This is a genomic window from Kiritimatiellia bacterium, assembly GCA_026417735.1.
Lineage (GTDB): Bacteria > Verrucomicrobiota > Kiritimatiellia > PWTM01 > PWTM01 > CAACVY01.
Genome location: JAOACR010000009.1, coordinates 391,890 through 406,475 on the forward strand (window position 1 = coordinate 391,890; position 14,586 = coordinate 406,475).

At 69.9% G+C, this 14,586-nt stretch carries 9 protein-coding genes; all 9 read left to right on the forward strand.

Annotated elements, in window-relative coordinates:
- The first annotated feature begins 99 nt into the window (after positions 1-99).
- The 9 genes from N2652_05310 (at position 100) to queA (ending at position 14,550) form a co-directional block, all read left to right on the forward strand.
- Positions 100-1,536, forward strand: a complete 1,437-nt coding sequence (locus N2652_05310; protein MCX7818612.1) for a PQQ-like beta-propeller repeat protein — start codon at positions 100-102, stop codon at positions 1,534-1,536.
- Positions 1,533-2,486, forward strand: coding sequence for a hypothetical protein (locus tag N2652_05315; GenBank protein ID MCX7818613.1), 954 nt, complete (start codon positions 1,533-1,535; stop codon positions 2,484-2,486). The genes N2652_05310 and N2652_05315 overlap by 4 nt, the downstream gene beginning before the upstream one ends.
- 220 nt (positions 2,487-2,706) lie before the next feature.
- Positions 2,707-3,327, forward strand: coding sequence for a ferredoxin (locus N2652_05320; protein MCX7818614.1), 621 nt, complete (start codon positions 2,707-2,709; stop codon positions 3,325-3,327).
- Positions 3,320-4,630 carry a 4Fe-4S binding protein gene (locus N2652_05325; protein ID MCX7818615.1) on the forward strand — a complete coding sequence of 437 codons (1,311 nt, stop codon included), beginning with the start codon at positions 3,320-3,322 and terminating at the stop codon, positions 4,628-4,630. The genes N2652_05320 and N2652_05325 overlap by 8 nt, the downstream gene beginning before the upstream one ends.
- 10 nt (positions 4,631-4,640) lie before the next feature.
- Positions 4,641-6,365, forward strand: coding sequence for a PQQ-binding-like beta-propeller repeat protein (locus N2652_05330; GenBank protein MCX7818616.1), 1,725 nt, complete (start codon positions 4,641-4,643; stop codon positions 6,363-6,365).
- Complete coding sequence (locus N2652_05335; GenBank protein ID MCX7818617.1) at positions 6,362-8,779, forward strand: NAD(P)H-dependent oxidoreductase subunit E; 2,418 nt, start codon at positions 6,362-6,364, stop codon at positions 8,777-8,779. The genes N2652_05330 and N2652_05335 overlap by 4 nt, the downstream gene beginning before the upstream one ends.
- On the forward strand, positions 8,776-10,362 hold the full coding sequence (locus N2652_05340; GenBank protein ID MCX7818618.1) for a 2Fe-2S iron-sulfur cluster-binding protein: 1,587 nt from the start codon (positions 8,776-8,778) through the stop codon (positions 10,360-10,362). The genes N2652_05335 and N2652_05340 overlap by 4 nt, the downstream gene beginning before the upstream one ends.
- Positions 10,363-10,399: 37 nt before the next feature.
- Positions 10,400-13,387 (forward strand): glycosyl hydrolase, encoded by a 2,988-nt coding sequence (locus tag N2652_05345; GenBank protein MCX7818619.1) that lies wholly within the window; start codon positions 10,400-10,402, stop codon positions 13,385-13,387.
- Positions 13,388-13,488: 101 nt separating this feature from the next.
- Entirely contained in the window at positions 13,489-14,550 is a 1,062-nt protein-coding gene (gene queA, locus N2652_05350) for a tRNA preQ1(34) S-adenosylmethionine ribosyltransferase-isomerase QueA (protein MCX7818620.1), read from the forward strand.
- The last annotated feature ends 36 nt before the right edge of the window (positions 14,551-14,586 follow it).

Consider the following 14,586-nt stretch of genomic DNA (forward strand, 5'->3'; position numbering starts at 1 on the left):
CTCCCGCTGAAGCACGAAGGAGCCGCGCGGTTTGACGTTGTGGCGGCAGCCCGATAGCGTGCGGCGCGGTACCGACCTTCGGCATCCGGTTGACACCGCATGGCGTCCGATCGGGAATTGCGTCCGCTGGCCGTCGCCACCGCAACGGCGGCGCTGGTGATCGCCGCCGGTCTGTGGGGGATCGCGGACTGGCTCCGCCGCGAACCGCCGTTCGAGCTCGCCGAGCGCCTACCGGAACCCGAAACGCCGCCGGCCACCGCGCCGACGGTGGATCTGCGTGGCAGCTTTTCCGCGGGGCCCGGAACCCCCTCCGTGGTGACCTCTATGTGGCCCCGGTTCCGGGGACCGTTGGCCGATGGCATCTCGCGCGAGCCAGTTCCATTGGCGGCTCGGTGGCCCTCCAACGGACCGCCCGTGCTCTGGCAGGTGGCCGTCGGCGACGGCCATGCAGGTCCGGCGGTGCGGCACGGCCGCGTTTACCTGCTCGACTACGACGAAGAACGCCGCGGCGACGTGCTGCGCTGCCTCTCGCTGGATGACGGGCGCGAGATCTGGCGACGGTTCTATGCGGTCGACATCCGCCGCAACCACGGCATCTCGCGCACGGTGCCGGCGGTCTCCGAGCGGGTGGTGGTTTCAATCGGCCCTCGCTGCCACGTGCTGTGCGTCGACGCCTTTAGCGGGGAGTTTCTGTGGGGAATGGACCTGGTGCGCGAGCAGGGTGCGAAGGAACCGCTCTGGTATACCGCCCAGTGCCCGCTGCTCGACGGAGAGGTTGCGGTGCTGGCGCCCGCCGGCCGCGTGCTGATGCTGGGGGTCGAGGTCACCTCCGGGCGGGTGGTGTGGGAGACGCCCAACGAGGACGGATGGTCAATGTCCCATGGGTCGGTGATCCCCATGGAGTTTAACGGCCGACGCATGTATGTGTATCCGGCGCTCGGCGGGCTCGTTGGCGTCGCCGCCGACGGGCCGCAGGTCGGCCGCATCCTCTGGAAAACCTCCGAGTGGCGCACCAGCGTGCAGGCGCCCTCCGCGCTGCCGCTGCCTGGCGGCCGAGTGCTGATCACTGCCGGTTACGGTGCCGGCAGCGCACTGTTCCAGCTGCGGCCCGACGGCGACCGCTTTCGCGCCGAGCTGGTCTGGCGAGCGGACAAAACCACGTTCGGATCGGAACAGCAGACGCCGCTGTTCCATCGCGACCATCTCTTCGCGGTGATGCCCAACGACGGCGGCGCGCTGCGGCGGCAACTGGTCTGCTATGATCTCGGCGGCCGGCTCGTGTGGTCGAGCGGTCCGCAGCGACGGTTCGGACTCGGACCACTGCTGATCGCCGCGGCGGACGACCGGTTGCTGGTGATGGATGACGAGGGTACGTTGACGATGGTGCGCGCGACGGCGGATGGCTACCACGAGCTGGCCCGCGCCACCGTGCTGCCGAACGCCCGGGATTCCTGGGGTCCGATGGCGCTGGTGGATGGCCGTCTGCTGGCGCGGGAATCGACGCGGTTGGTGTGCCTGGACTTGCGGCGCCGATGAACACCCTGCCCTCGATCGCGTTGTATGCGGCGCTCGCCGCGATCACGGCGGTCACCACGGTGGCACGCGAGGACCCTGGTCCCGCCTTCACGCTGAACCTGGATCCGCTCAAAACGGTGCCTCCGCAGTGGCGCCGCTGGTACGAGCAATCACCTCTGCGCACCAATCTGTCCCACCTGACGGCCATCGCAATCGCAACGGACGACCGATTCGCGATCGTGGCCGGTCGAACGCTGATCCGCGGCACTCTCGGCGAACCACCGGAGCGCGACACCCGCACCGAACTGCCCGACGCCGGCCGCGCCGCTACCTTCGGACCGGACGGTCAGCTGTGGATCGCCCGCGACCGTGGATGGATCGCGTTTCCCCCCGGCGGCGACCCCGAAGAAGGCCCCCCCCTTTCCATCTCCAGCCGGATCACCTCGATCGCAGTGACCACGGGCAACGTCTGGCTTGCCGACGCTGGCGAACGGATCGTGTGGGTGTTCGACCGGACCGGCACGCTGCGCGCGCAGGTCCGCGGCGCAGACGCCCACGGCTTCGTGATCCCCAGCCCGCACTTCGACGTCGCACCGGCCGGACCCGACTCGGCCTGGATCGTCAATCCCGGTGAGCTCCGCGTAGAGCTATGGACCGCCGACGGCCGCCGCCTTCGCAGTTGGGGACGCCCGGGTATGGACCTCGAGGGCTTTTGTGGCTGCTGCAACCCAACCGACATTGTCCTCCTGCCCGATGGCTCGGTCGCCACCGCGGAAAAGGGCATCGTGCGCGTGAAAGTCTACCGTGCCGACGGTTCGCTGGAGAGCGTCGCCGCGGCACCGGACCAGTTTGCGCCGGACACGGTCGGCCTAGACCTGGCATCGGATGCGGCCGGCCGGCTCTACGTCGCCGATCCTGCCCGGCGGGCGGTGCGGGTGTTCGCGCGCCGCGCAAAAACGGGGGCGCCATGAGACCGGAGCCCTCCACATCGGCCAGATCGCGGCGCGAGTGGCTTCGCAACGTCGCCCGCCTCGGCGCCGGGGCGGCGATTGTGGCCATAGTTGGCCGCGCCGCGCGCTCCTTCACGCCGGCGACCGCGCCGGACGCGGCCAGCGGCTGCGCCCACTGCCCCTGGGCGGCCAACTGTCGAATCAGTCCACAACGATGTGCGCAGCGAGCAGCACCCCTTCGATGAACTCCGACTCTCCATCGTCGCCGACCTCTGACCGCCGGCAGTTCTTGCTGCGCGGCGCGGCCGCCGCCGCCGGATTTGCGGTCGCCACACTCGCCGGCGCAGCCGCGCGCGGTGCCGCCTCCCGCGACCGCATGGTATGGCAGATCGACCCTCACAAGTGCATCCAGTGCGGTCGCTGCATGACGAACTGTGTGCTGACACCGTCCGCGGTGAAATGCGTGCACACCTACGCGATGTGCGGGTACTGCCGGTTCTGTTTCGGCTATTTCGACCCTGGCGCGGCGGAGCTCAACAGCGCCGCGGAAAATCAGATGTGCCCGACCGGCGCGATCCGTCGCCGTTTCATTGAGCCGCCATACTACGAGTACTCGATCATCGAACAGCTGTGTACCGGCTGCGGCAAGTGCGTGAAGGGCTGTAACACTTTCGGCAACGGCTCCCTGCAGCTTCAGATCCTCCATGACCGCTGCGCGCAGTGCAATGAGTGTGCGATCGCACGCCGCTGTCCCGCACAGGCGATCGAGCGCGTTCCGCTGAGGGCGTGGAACCGGATGAAGGCCGAATTCGGGCCGGCCGGCGCCGCGTGGACAAACCCGGAGCCCCCGGCGCATGCGTGAGTATCGTCTCCGCACGACCCGGCGGATCAGTATCGCGGTGCTGCTTGTCACCGCGATCGCAGTCGCCGCGGAGCAACGGTTCCCAAAACCAGATTTCAAGTCCGGCTACACTCAGCCCGTCTATCGCCCCCCTCTGCCCGCACGCTCCGCCGCACGTGAGTGGGCGGACGTCGGGTTGCTGGCCACCGCGTTGGTCGCCGCCGCATGGCTAGCGCTGCGCGCGCGCTCGCGCCGGGGCCTGTGGGCGCTCTCCATCGGCGCGCTCGTATGGTTCGGTCTGGTCCGCCAGGGCTGCATCTGCCCGGTGGGCTCAATCCAGAACGTCGCGCTTGCGCTCGCTGACCGTACCCATGCAATCCCGCTGACCACCGCGCTGATCTTCGCACTGCCGCTGATGGCGGCACTGTGCTGGGGACGGGTCTTTTGCGCGGCGGTGTGTCCGCTCGGCGCACTCCAGGACCTGGTGGTCCTGCGGCCGGTGCGGCTGCCGCGACCGCTGAACCGCGCGCTCGCGATGCTGGGCCCCACCGTGCTCGCGTTCGGCCTGGCGCTCACCTTCGCCGGCGCAGGCTTCTGGATCTGCCGCTACGACCCCTTCGTTCCGCTCTACCGGCGCAGCGGTTCGGCCGGCATGATCGCCACCGGCATCGCGTTGCTGGTGCTCGGCACCGTCGTGGCTCGGCCCTACTGCCGATATTTCTGCCCCTACGGCGTGCTGCTGGGATGGTGCTCGCGCCTTGCCCGCCGCCACCTCACCATCACCCCGGACGAATGCATCGAGTGCCGGCTCTGCGAGACCTCCTGTCCATTCGATGCGATCCGCGCCCCCGAGCCGCCCCATCCGGACCGCGCCGCCGCGCGCCGTGCGCTCGTTCGCGCGCTGAGCCTCGCGCCGCTTCTGATCGCAGCAGCCGCCGGCGCGGGGCGCACAGTGCTGCTGGCGCTCGCCCCACACGTTCACCCTGCCGTCACGCTTGAGGCGCAGCTGCTCGCCGAAGAGGCCGCCGGCACGCCCGACCTCACTTGGGAAACCCGCGCGTTCCGCCTCTCCGGCGCCCCTCGCGAGACGGCGACCACCGCGGCCGCCACCGCCCGCGGAAGGCTCGCCTCCGCGGGCCTTTGGGCCGGCGGTTTCGTCGGCCTGGTCGGCGTCACGCGCATCGTCGCCTCGCTGCGGCGCAGCGACCGTCGCGACTGGGTGCCGGACCGCGGCGAATGCCTCAGCTGCGGCCGGTGCTTCGCGCATTGCCCCCGTGAGTACGTCCGGCTCGGCCGGCTCGACGGTCCGATCGGAAACCCGTAGAGAAAACCGCATGAGCGCCGACCGCACTCCCGCCAGCCGCACGCTCGCCGCCGCGCTGCGCGGTCTGCTCTTCGGTGCCGGTTTCGTCTGCGCGGTCGCCGGAGCAGTCGCGCTGCTCAACTGCGTGCAACTGCGTCGGGCGGACCCGTTGAACTCGCCGCTGCGGCTTGAAGCGATCCGCGCCGCACAGTCGCAACCGGCCAACGCTGATCTCGTCGCCGAAGCGCGACGTCTCGACCTGCTGGCACGCCGAGCATTTTTCTCCGCGCAAACGCTCGCGGAGCAGGCCGGCCGCCTGCTGTGGATTGGTGCGGCGCTGATCCTCGGTGCGATCGCGGGCGCGCGCTGGCTCGAGCCGCGCGTCGCGCCGCCCCCCGCGCCGTTGCCAACCCCCGATGTCGGCGAACGCGAAGCGCGGGCGGCCCGCCGCGCCGTGGCCGCCTACCTCGCGTTGCTGATCGCCGGCGGTGCCGCGGCCGCCCGTACGCTCCGCGCGCGGCCGGCAGGGGCCCCCGGCGACGTCGCCCCCCCACCCACGACGAACCAGCCGGCACTCCCCGAGGACTCCGCACTGGCCGAGGCGTGGCCCTCCTTTCGCGGCCATTTCGGCCGCGGCGGCCGCGACAGGCCCGCCCCCACCCGTTGGGATGTACCCACCGGCCGCAACGTCCGATGGAGCATCGAGGTGCCACGGCCCGGATTCAGTTCCCCAATCTTCTGGAACAGCCGCGTCTTTCTCACCGGCGCGGACACCTCCACCGCCGAACTCTACGCGTTCTGCGCGGACACCGGCCGACTGCTCTGGCGGCATGAGGCGCGCGATGTGCCCGGATCCCCCCGCACCCCGCCCAAGACCAGCGAGGAAGTGGGTCTGGCCGCACCAACACCCACCACCGACGGCCTGCGCGTGTACGCAATGTTTGGCACCGGCGATCTCATCGCCTGCGACCTTGAGGGCCGCCGCCTGTGGGCCCGCCATCTCGGCTCGCCGAAAAATCCCTACGGCCACTCCTCCTCTCCGATCGCAGTGCGCGGTCGCCTGATCGTCCAGTTCGACGACGAAACCGGCGGCCGACTGCTGGCGCTGGACGGGGCCACCGGCCGCACGATTTGGGAAACCCGCCGGGACGTTCGGCCCGGCTGGTCCACGCCGGTCGCCGCAGAACACAACGGCCGGCTTCGAATCGGGGTGCTCGCACAGCCGTTCTTCGCGGTCTACGACTGGGCGGACGGGCGCGAGCTGTGGCGCGTCCCCGAGCTTGAGGCGGAGATCGGCACCTCTCCCGCGTTTGCGGACGGTCGTTGGTATGCGGGCAATGACAACACGCGGTTCGTCGCGGCCGACGACGTCGACGGCCGCGTACTCTGGGAGACCGACGAGGATCTCCCGGACGTCGCCTCTCCGCTGGTCTGGCGCGGGCTGGTCGTTTTGGCGGCCAGCTCGGGGATCGTCACCGCGCGCGATGCGGCAACCGGCGAAAAGTTGTGGAGCCAAGAATGGGAGGAAGGGTTCTACGCCTCGCCAGTGGCGGCGGGTGAGGCGATCTACTTGCTCGATCGCGCGGGTCGCGCACGGGTGGTGCGTGCTGCGCGCCAGTTCGAGCTGATCGCCGAGAACCCGGTGGGCGAGGAGTGCGGCGCAACGCCCGCACTTGCGGGCGACCGTCTCTACCTGCGTACTCGACACCGGCTGATCGCCATCGAAGAGGCAACGACCGCCCCCACCGCGCCATGACCCGGGCCGCCCAGCGTCCACCCGCCGCTCCACCCGACCTGAGCGAAGTCGACCGCATCGTCAACGCGATCGGTCGTTCCCCCGAGCAGGCGCTGCCGCTGCTGCAGGCGGTGCAGGCGCGCTTCGGTTATCTGCCCGAGGCAGTGCTGCGCCGAATCTGTGAAATCACCGAAATCCGTCCCGCGGACCTGTGGAGCGTCGCGACCTTCTATCCGCAGCTGCGACATCGGCCCGCAGGACGACATTCGATCTGCGTATGCGTCGGGACCGCATGCCACGTGAAGGGCGCGGAACGGGTCTACGAGGCGATTGCGCGCGAACTCCGACTGCCAGCGGGGGAGGACACGGACGCCGCCGGTGAGTTCACTGTTCGCAAGGTCGCCTGTCTGGGCTGTTGCACGCTGGCGCCAGTGGTGATGCTCGACCGCGTCACCTACGGCCATCGCACCGCGGACAACATCCGCGAGATGCTGGATGATTTTACCGCCCGACCGGCCGACCGCGAGGGGGACCCCCTCGCCGAGGCCACGCCGATCGACCCGCCCGAAGCCGCCGGAGAGATCCGGATTGGTCTGGGCTCCTGCTGCATCGCCGGCGGCAGTGCGGCGGTCGAATCAGCGCTGCGCACGGCGGTGCGATCGCTCGGCGTACCGATCCGCATCCGGCCGGTCGGATGCGTCGGGATGTGCCACCGTACGCCCCTCCTCGAAGTCGTGCGCCCCGGCGCCGAACCCGTGCGCTACGAGCGGGTCCGCGCCGCGGATGTCGAAGCGATCGTGCGCCGCCACTTCAGCCCCGGGCGATGGCGTCGCTGGCGGGCGCAGACGGCGGACGCATTGGACGAGTGGCTCGGACGGGGGCGGGGGGCGGTGGGGCCAGCCCCCGTGCTCGACCCCCGTGACGGGCCCGTCCAAGCGTTCCTATGCCGCCAGCTTCATATCGCCACCGAGGCGTGCGGTGCGCTCCATCCGCTGGATCTGGATCAGTACCGCGCCGGCGGCGGCCTGCGCGCGCTGGAGGACTGCCTCGCCCGCCGTTCTCCGGATGAAGTGATCGCCGCGATCGAGGCCGCCGGCCTCCGCGGCCGCGGCGGCGCCGGATTTCCCACCGGCCGAAAGTGGCGCGCGGTGCGCGACGCACCGGCCGGTGACCGCTACATCATCTGTAACGGCGACGAGGGCGACCCCGGCGCGTTCATGGACCGCATGCTCTTCGAGTCCTATCCCTATCGTGTGCTCGAAGGGATGATCATCGCCGCCTGGGCGGTTGGCGCGCGGGAAGGTATCCTCTACATTCGTGAGGAGTATCCGCTCGCGGTGCGACGCGTGCAGGCCGCAATCGACCGGCTGCGCGACGCTGGCGTGCTCGGGCCGGACATTCTGCGTTCCGGGGTGTCCCTCGAATTGCGGATTGTGCAGGGCGGCGGCGCGTTCGTCTGTGGGGAGGAGACCGCGCTGATCGAGTCCATTCAGGGTCGCCGAGGCTCGCCCGTGCTGCGCCCTCCGTTCCCTGCACAACGCGGCTTCCGTGGCGCGCCGACGCTCGTCAACAACTGCGAGACGCTCGCGATGGTGCCTTGGATTCTGCGGCACGGACCCGCCGCGTTCGCGGCGATCGGCACCGCCCACAGCAAGGGCACCAAGGTGTTCGCGCTGGCCGGCAAGGTGGCGCGGGGCGGCCTGATCGAGGTGCCGATGGGCATGACGCTGCGCGAGATCATCGAGGAGATCGGCGGCGGCGCCGCAAACGGGCGCCCGTGGAAAGCAGTGCAGGTCGGCGGGCCGTCCGGTGGTTGCGTGCCCGCGACGCTCGGCGACACGCCCGTTGACTACGAGGCGCTCACCGAAGTGGGCGCCATGATGGGCAGCGGAGGGCTCGTCGTGCTCGACGACACCGACTGCATGGTGGACGTCGCGCGCTATTTTCTCTCCTTCACCTGCCGCGAGTCGTGCGGGAAGTGCACCCCCTGCCGCATCGGCACCCGCCGCATGCTCGACATCCTCGACCGCCTCTGCGAAGGGCGCGCGGCGCCGGACGACCTCGCGCGACTGGAGGAGCTCGCCGAGACCACCCGCCGCCAGAGCCTCTGCGGCCTGGGTCGAACCGCGCCCAACCCGGTGCTGACGACGCTGCGCTACTTCCGCGACGAGTACGAGGCGCACCTGCGCGGCATTTGCCCTGCCGGCCGCTGCGTGCACCTCATCGCGTACGAGGTCGGCGCCGAGTGCATCGGCTGCACCCGCTGCGCACAGGTCTGCCCCGTCGTGGCGATCCGGCCGGACCCGATGCGCCGCCATGTGATTGACGGTGGTTTGTGTGTGCGGTGCGATCTGTGCCGGACTGCCTGTCCGACAGGTGCGATCCGGATTGTGCCCCGGCAAACGGCGTCGGCCCCCGGAGCGGCGGAGCGATGAGCGTGCGTGTGATCGTGGATGGCCGGGCGGTCGAGCTGCCCGATGGCGCCACGCTTCTGGAGGCGACCCGCGCACTGGGCATCCGTGTGCCAACCCTTTGCCACCGCGACGGTCTTCCTCACTACACCTCCTGTATGGTCTGCGCAGTGCGCGAACTGTCGGGCGGCCGCCTGCTCCCCGCCTGCTCGTACCCGGCCACCGACGGCATGGAGGTGGACGCCTCGTCCGACGAAGTCCGTGCGGCCCGGCGCCGTGTGCTCGAGCTGCTGCTGAGTGAACACGTCGGCGACTGCGAAGCGCCCTGCCGGCGCGCCTGCCCGGCGCACCTGCGTATCCCCGAGCTGCTGCGCGACGCCGCCCGCGGTGCATGGGCCCAAGCCGCCCGTCTCGCCGCGGAGGATCTTGTGCTGCCCGCCGCGCTCGGCCGCATCTGCCCCGCCCCCTGCGAACGAAGCTGCCGACGCGCCCAGCACGATGCTGCGTTGCCGATCCGCGAGCTGCACCGGCGGCTCGGCGAATCGCCGGAACTGGCCGGCGCCCGGCAGCGCCCCGCCGCCACATCGCCGCGCACAGCCCGCGTGACGGTTGTCGGTGCCGGACCCGCCGGCCTCGCTGCTGCTGCGTTTCTCCGTCGCGCCGGCGTCGAGGTGACCTTGCGCGATCGCGCCCTCCAGCCGGGAGGCGCGCTGCGCGATCCGGCGGTGTCCGATCGGCTGCCGGCCCACGTTCTCGACGCGGAAATCCGCGAGGTGCTCGCCGCCGGCATTCGGTTCGAACCGGGCGCCGACGTGCTCGAACCGGGCGCGCTCGATCGCTGGATCGAAAACGCCGATGCGGTCGTGCTCGCTTGCGGTGCGCTGGACGCGCGCTCCATCGCCGCGCTCGGCCTCGAGAGTGGACCCCGCGGCGTCCGCGCGGATGCGAACACCCGGCAAACCTCGCGACGCGGTGTGTTCGCAGCGGGCGCGATGGTTCAACCGATGCGCTTGGCGGTACGCGCGGTGGCGGATGGTCGTCTTGCCGCAGAGGCGGTCCTCGTCTGGCTCGAGCTGCGCCCGGCCCCCCCCTGGCCCGTCCGATTCGACAGCCGCATCGGTCCTCTCCACCCCAGCGAAGTGGCACAATGGCTGCCCGATGCCTCGCCTGCCTCGCCCGGCTGGCCGGACACGGAGAGCGGTACCGCGCTGGACGATCGCGCCGCCGCGGATGCGCGCCGCTGCCTCGGCTGCGACTGCCGCAAAGCCCGCAGCTGCCGCCTGCGCCGCCTTGCCGACGAGTATCGCGCATCCCCCGCCCGCTTCGCGGCCACCGCGCGCCCCCCTGTTATCCTGCGCCGAGACCATCCGCGCCTGGTCTACGAACCGGGCAAGTGCATCCACTGCGGCATCTGCGTGCGTCTCGCCGCGCGATCTCGCGGCACGATGACGTTCCAGCGCCGCGGTTACGAACAACAGGTCGCGCCCGCGTTCAACAATGGCCTGGACGCGGGGCTGGGTGCCGCGGCGGACGAAGCAGTTCGCGCCTGTCCCACCGCCGCGCTCGCTTTTCGCACTTGGGAACCCATCTCCGGAATATCTCGATGACCCGCGCCTTGCCCGCACCCTTGACAGGAGCCGCCTGATGAACCCAACCGTTGTCGCCGCGCTCCTATGGAGCGTTGCTGCCGTTGCTTCCTCCGCCCCGCCGCTCGAAGCGCGCTTCCGCTCACCTCCGCGCGAACATCGGCCATGGGCCTACTGGTGGTGGCTCAAGGGCAACGTGGACGAAGAGACGATCACGCGCGATCTCGAGGCGATGAAATGGGCCGGCTTTGGCGGTCTGCTGCAGTTTGACGTGCGCGGCTACCATGAGGCCGTCGTGCCACCGCCCCCCGAACGCACACCCTATATGAGCGCACGCTGGCGGGAACTGATGAGACATGCGCTGCGCGAGGCGGACCGGCTCGGCCTTGAAGTCAGCATCAATCTCAGCATGTGCGCCGGCGCGCTGATGGGGCCCACGACCGCCGGCGCGGACGCCCCAAAGAAGCTGATCTGGACCGGCACCGAAGTCGTCGGCCCCGCCCGGCTCGACTGCCGGCTTCCGGCCATCCCGGGCGAAGGCGCGGTGGAAATCGCGCTGCTCGCGGTGCGCCTCCGCGAGAGCTCCCCACCGGAACCACCGGCCGTGCACGCACATCCAGCGCCCGCTTGGCCGCCCCATTGGCGCTCCGATCTCCCCGCCACCAACGCGCCCACCCCGGTGGCCGGCGAGCCGCTCGACCTGACCGACAAGCACGACGCCGAAGGACGCCTCACCTGGGAAATCCCTCCCGGCCGATGGGCGGTGATCCGTTTCGCCTCCGTTCTGGCCGTCGGCGACCCCGTTCACCACGGTCAACTCGTCACTCCGTTCGACGTGGACGTGCTCGACGCCGACGCGGTGCGGCGGCACTTCGAGCGCCTCGGCGGTGAGCTGTTGAAAGACGCCGGGCCGCTGGCGGGTCGCACCCTCACTCATTTCTACAGCGTGAGCTGGGAAGGTGCCGCGCCGACCTGGACCGCCCGTTTCGAAGAACAGTTTCGAAATGCTCGCGGTTACGCTCTTCGTCCGTGGCTACCGGTGCTCGCCGGGTTCGAGGTCGGCGGATCCGAGGCCGCGCGCCGCTTTGTGAACGATTATCACGCAACGCTCGCCGAACTGATGATGAACAACTTCTACGGCGAACTGCAGCATCGCTGCCACGCCGTGGGTCTCAAATGGCATGCCGAATCCGGCGGCCCGTGGAACCGGCGTCTCCCCACCTTTGCGCGCGCCGATCAGCTCGCCTTTCTCGGGCGCACCGACATGCCGCAGGGCGAATTCTGGTTCACCGGCGGGCGCGCCATCGGTCGACCGCCCGAGTTCAACCGCCCCGCCGCAATGGCCGCGCACATCTACGGCCGACCGCTGGCCGCCGCAGAAGCCTTCACCCACATGGTGCAGCACTGGTCAGAGCATCCCGCCGCACTGAAACCTCTCGCCGACATCGCCTTCTGCGACGGCATCAACCACCTGATCTGGCACACCTTTACCGCCTCGCCGCCGGAGTTCGGTCTGCCGGGCGTCGAATATTTCGCCGGCAGCCATCTGAACCCCAACGTCACCTGGTGGCCGTTCGCCCGCCCGTTCATCGAGTACCTCGCACGCTGTCAGACAATGCTGCGCCACGGCCGTCCGGTCGCCGACCTCGCCGTGTTCATCGGCGAACACCCCTACCAACACTGGGGCCGCGGCTCACAGTGGAGCGAACGTGCGACACTCCATCCGCCCGCCGGCCACACCTATGACCTCGTCAACATCGAGGTGCTCTGCTCGCGCCTCGACGTGGTCGACGGCGGACTCCGGTTGCCGGAGGGGCTCGGCTATCGTGCACTGGTCGTGGACCTCGAGCAGGAGACCCTCCGACCCGAGCCGCTCCGGCGGATTCTCGAACTCACCGAACGCGGCGCAACCGTCATCCTCGGGCAACGCCGCCCCACCGCCTCCAGCAGCCTCGCCGGCTGGCCCGACGCTGATACCGAGGTGCGCCGTCTAGCCGATGTGCTGTGGGGTGCCGTGAACGCAGCGTCGCCGGAGGAGCCCGTGCGGCTCGGTGCAGGTCGTGTGTTCCGCCGCAGTTCCGTCGCCGACGCGTTTGCCCGCCTCGGCGTTACCCCCAATGTGGAGGGCCCCTTCGAGTTCGCACACCGCACCGATGCGGAGACGGACGTGTACTTCCTCACCGGTCACCGCCCCGGCGACGCGATTTTTCGGGTGACCGGTCGCCGCCCCGAACTCTGGGACCCCGTCACCGGCACAATTCGCCCGCCGCACGGCTGGTCCCCCACGGCCGACGGCAGAACACGCGTTCATCTCCGCCTGCCCACCAACGGCAGCACATTTGTGGTCTTCCGCGAACCCGCCCGAGGCTTGCCCCCCTACGAGCCACCCCCGCCCGACGTCGAGATCCTCAGCCTCACCAACGGCCATGTCGAAGTCCGGGTGTGGACCGCTCAGCCCGTTGAGTGGACGCTCCGCCACGGCCATACCGTGCACCTCAACCCCAACACGCCCCCCCCACTGGAGCTGACCGGCCCATGGACCGTTGTGTTCGAATCGGGCCGGGGCGCGCCGCCGCAGCTGGTGATGGAGCGGCTGACCGACTGGACCGAACATCCCGATCCGAATGTGCGGTTTTTCTCCGGCCGTGCGACGTACCGTCACACCATCGAGCTCGATGCAGATCGGGCCTCCTCTCCGGCCCGCCTCGAACTCCATCGCGTGGGTGTGATCGCCCGTGTCACCGTGAACGGCCGGAACGCGGGCATCCTCTGGACCTTCCCCTGGGAGGTTGAGCTCACGGGACTTCTACGCGCGGGCCCCAACGACATCGAAATCGAGGTCGCCAACGTGTGGGTCAACCGGCTGATCGGTGACGCCTCGCTGCCGCCGGAAAAACGGACTACCCGGACCAACGTCGCTCTGCAGCCCGGTGAGCGCACCGTCCGGATCTATCAGGGATTTGGCGCGAACGATCCGCTCGTGCCCTCCGGACTCCAGGGGCCAGTTCGCTTGCGGTTCGGCCGGGATGTCTCCGTCCGGCTGTGATTCGGCGCGCGGCCTTTGGCGGTACGCGGTGCCCCGAAGTCCCGTGCGCGTTGCCGCGTCATCTTGTTTTTCTCGGTCCCAAATGGTTCGATCTGCGCAATGTGAATCCGCCCTCGCGCACCTCCGACTTTGACTACGCATTGCCGGCCGAGCTGATCGCGCAGCAGCCGGTGGAACCGCGCGACGCAGCGCGGATGCTCGTGCTGGGGGCCGACGGCGCGCTGTCGCACCGGCTGGTCCGCGAGCTACCGGCCCATCTGCTGCCGGGCGACGTGATGGTCGTCAACAACTCCCGTGTGATTCCAGCTCGCACCTGGGCGCGGCGCGAAACCACCGGAGGGCGTGTGGAACTGCTTTGGATCGAGCCGCGGGATGACGGCTCGTGGACCGCACTCGTCCGCTCACGGCGGCCAGTGAGGCCGGGCGACCGGCTACGGATCGGAACGCAGGTGGTGGTTGTGGAAGACGGGCGCTTCGCGGACGGCACCATCGCGGTGCGCCTCGAGGGAGACGCCGACGTGCTCGAACTGCTCGAGCACGAAGGGCATACACCGCTGCCACCCTACATCCGGCGCGGACGGGACGAGCCGGCCGATCGCGAGCGCTACCAGACCGTGTACGCCCGTCGCCCCGGTTCGGTCGCGGCCCCGACCGCCGGCCTGCACTTCACCGAGGAGTTGCTCTGCACGCTGCGGGAGCGTGGGGTGCAGATCGTCGAGCTCACGCTGCACGTCGGGCCGGGCACGTTCCGGCCGGTGCGCGAGGAGGACCCCGCTCGTCATTCGATGCACGTCGAACGCTTTGAAATCCCCGAGGCCACCGCGGAGGCCATAAGCCGGGCGCGGAGCGAAGGCCGCCGCGTGCTCGCGATCGGCACCACGGTGGTCCGCGCGCTCGAAAGTGTCGCCGACGAGCACGGGCGCGTTCGGCCTGGTGCCGGCCGCACCGCATTGTTCATCCGACCCCCCTACGAATTTCGTGTGGTGGATCTGCTGCTCACCAACTTTCACCTGCCGCGCTCAACGCTGCTGATGCTGGTGTGTGCGTTCGCAGGCACCGACCGCGTTCTCGCCGCGTACCATACCGCCATCGAACATCGCTATCGCTTCTACAGCTACGGCGACTGCATGCTGCTGGCCCGTCCCGCCCGCCGCATTGAATGAACACGTGGCGCGGAAGCGCCAGTCCACCCACACGGC

Bases quoted from the DNA above. Each gene is read 5' to 3' on its own strand.
- N2652_05310 (MCX7818612.1), top strand. From the start codon at position 100: ATGGCGTCCGATCGGGAATTGCGTCCGCTGGCCGTCGCCACCGCAACG.
- N2652_05315 (MCX7818613.1), top strand. From the start codon at position 1,533: ATGAACACCCTGCCCTCGATCGCGTTGTATGCGGCGCTCGCCGCGATC.
- N2652_05320 (MCX7818614.1), top strand. From the start codon at position 2,707: ATGAACTCCGACTCTCCATCGTCGCCGACCTCTGACCGCCGGCAGTTC.
- N2652_05325 (MCX7818615.1), top strand. From the start codon at position 3,320: ATGCGTGAGTATCGTCTCCGCACGACCCGGCGGATCAGTATCGCGGTG.
- N2652_05330 (MCX7818616.1), top strand. From the start codon at position 4,641: ATGAGCGCCGACCGCACTCCCGCCAGCCGCACGCTCGCCGCCGCGCTG.
- N2652_05335 (MCX7818617.1), top strand. From the start codon at position 6,362: ATGACCCGGGCCGCCCAGCGTCCACCCGCCGCTCCACCCGACCTGAGC.
- N2652_05340 (MCX7818618.1), top strand. From the start codon at position 8,776: ATGAGCGTGCGTGTGATCGTGGATGGCCGGGCGGTCGAGCTGCCCGAT.
- N2652_05345 (MCX7818619.1), top strand. From the start codon at position 10,400: ATGAACCCAACCGTTGTCGCCGCGCTCCTATGGAGCGTTGCTGCCGTT.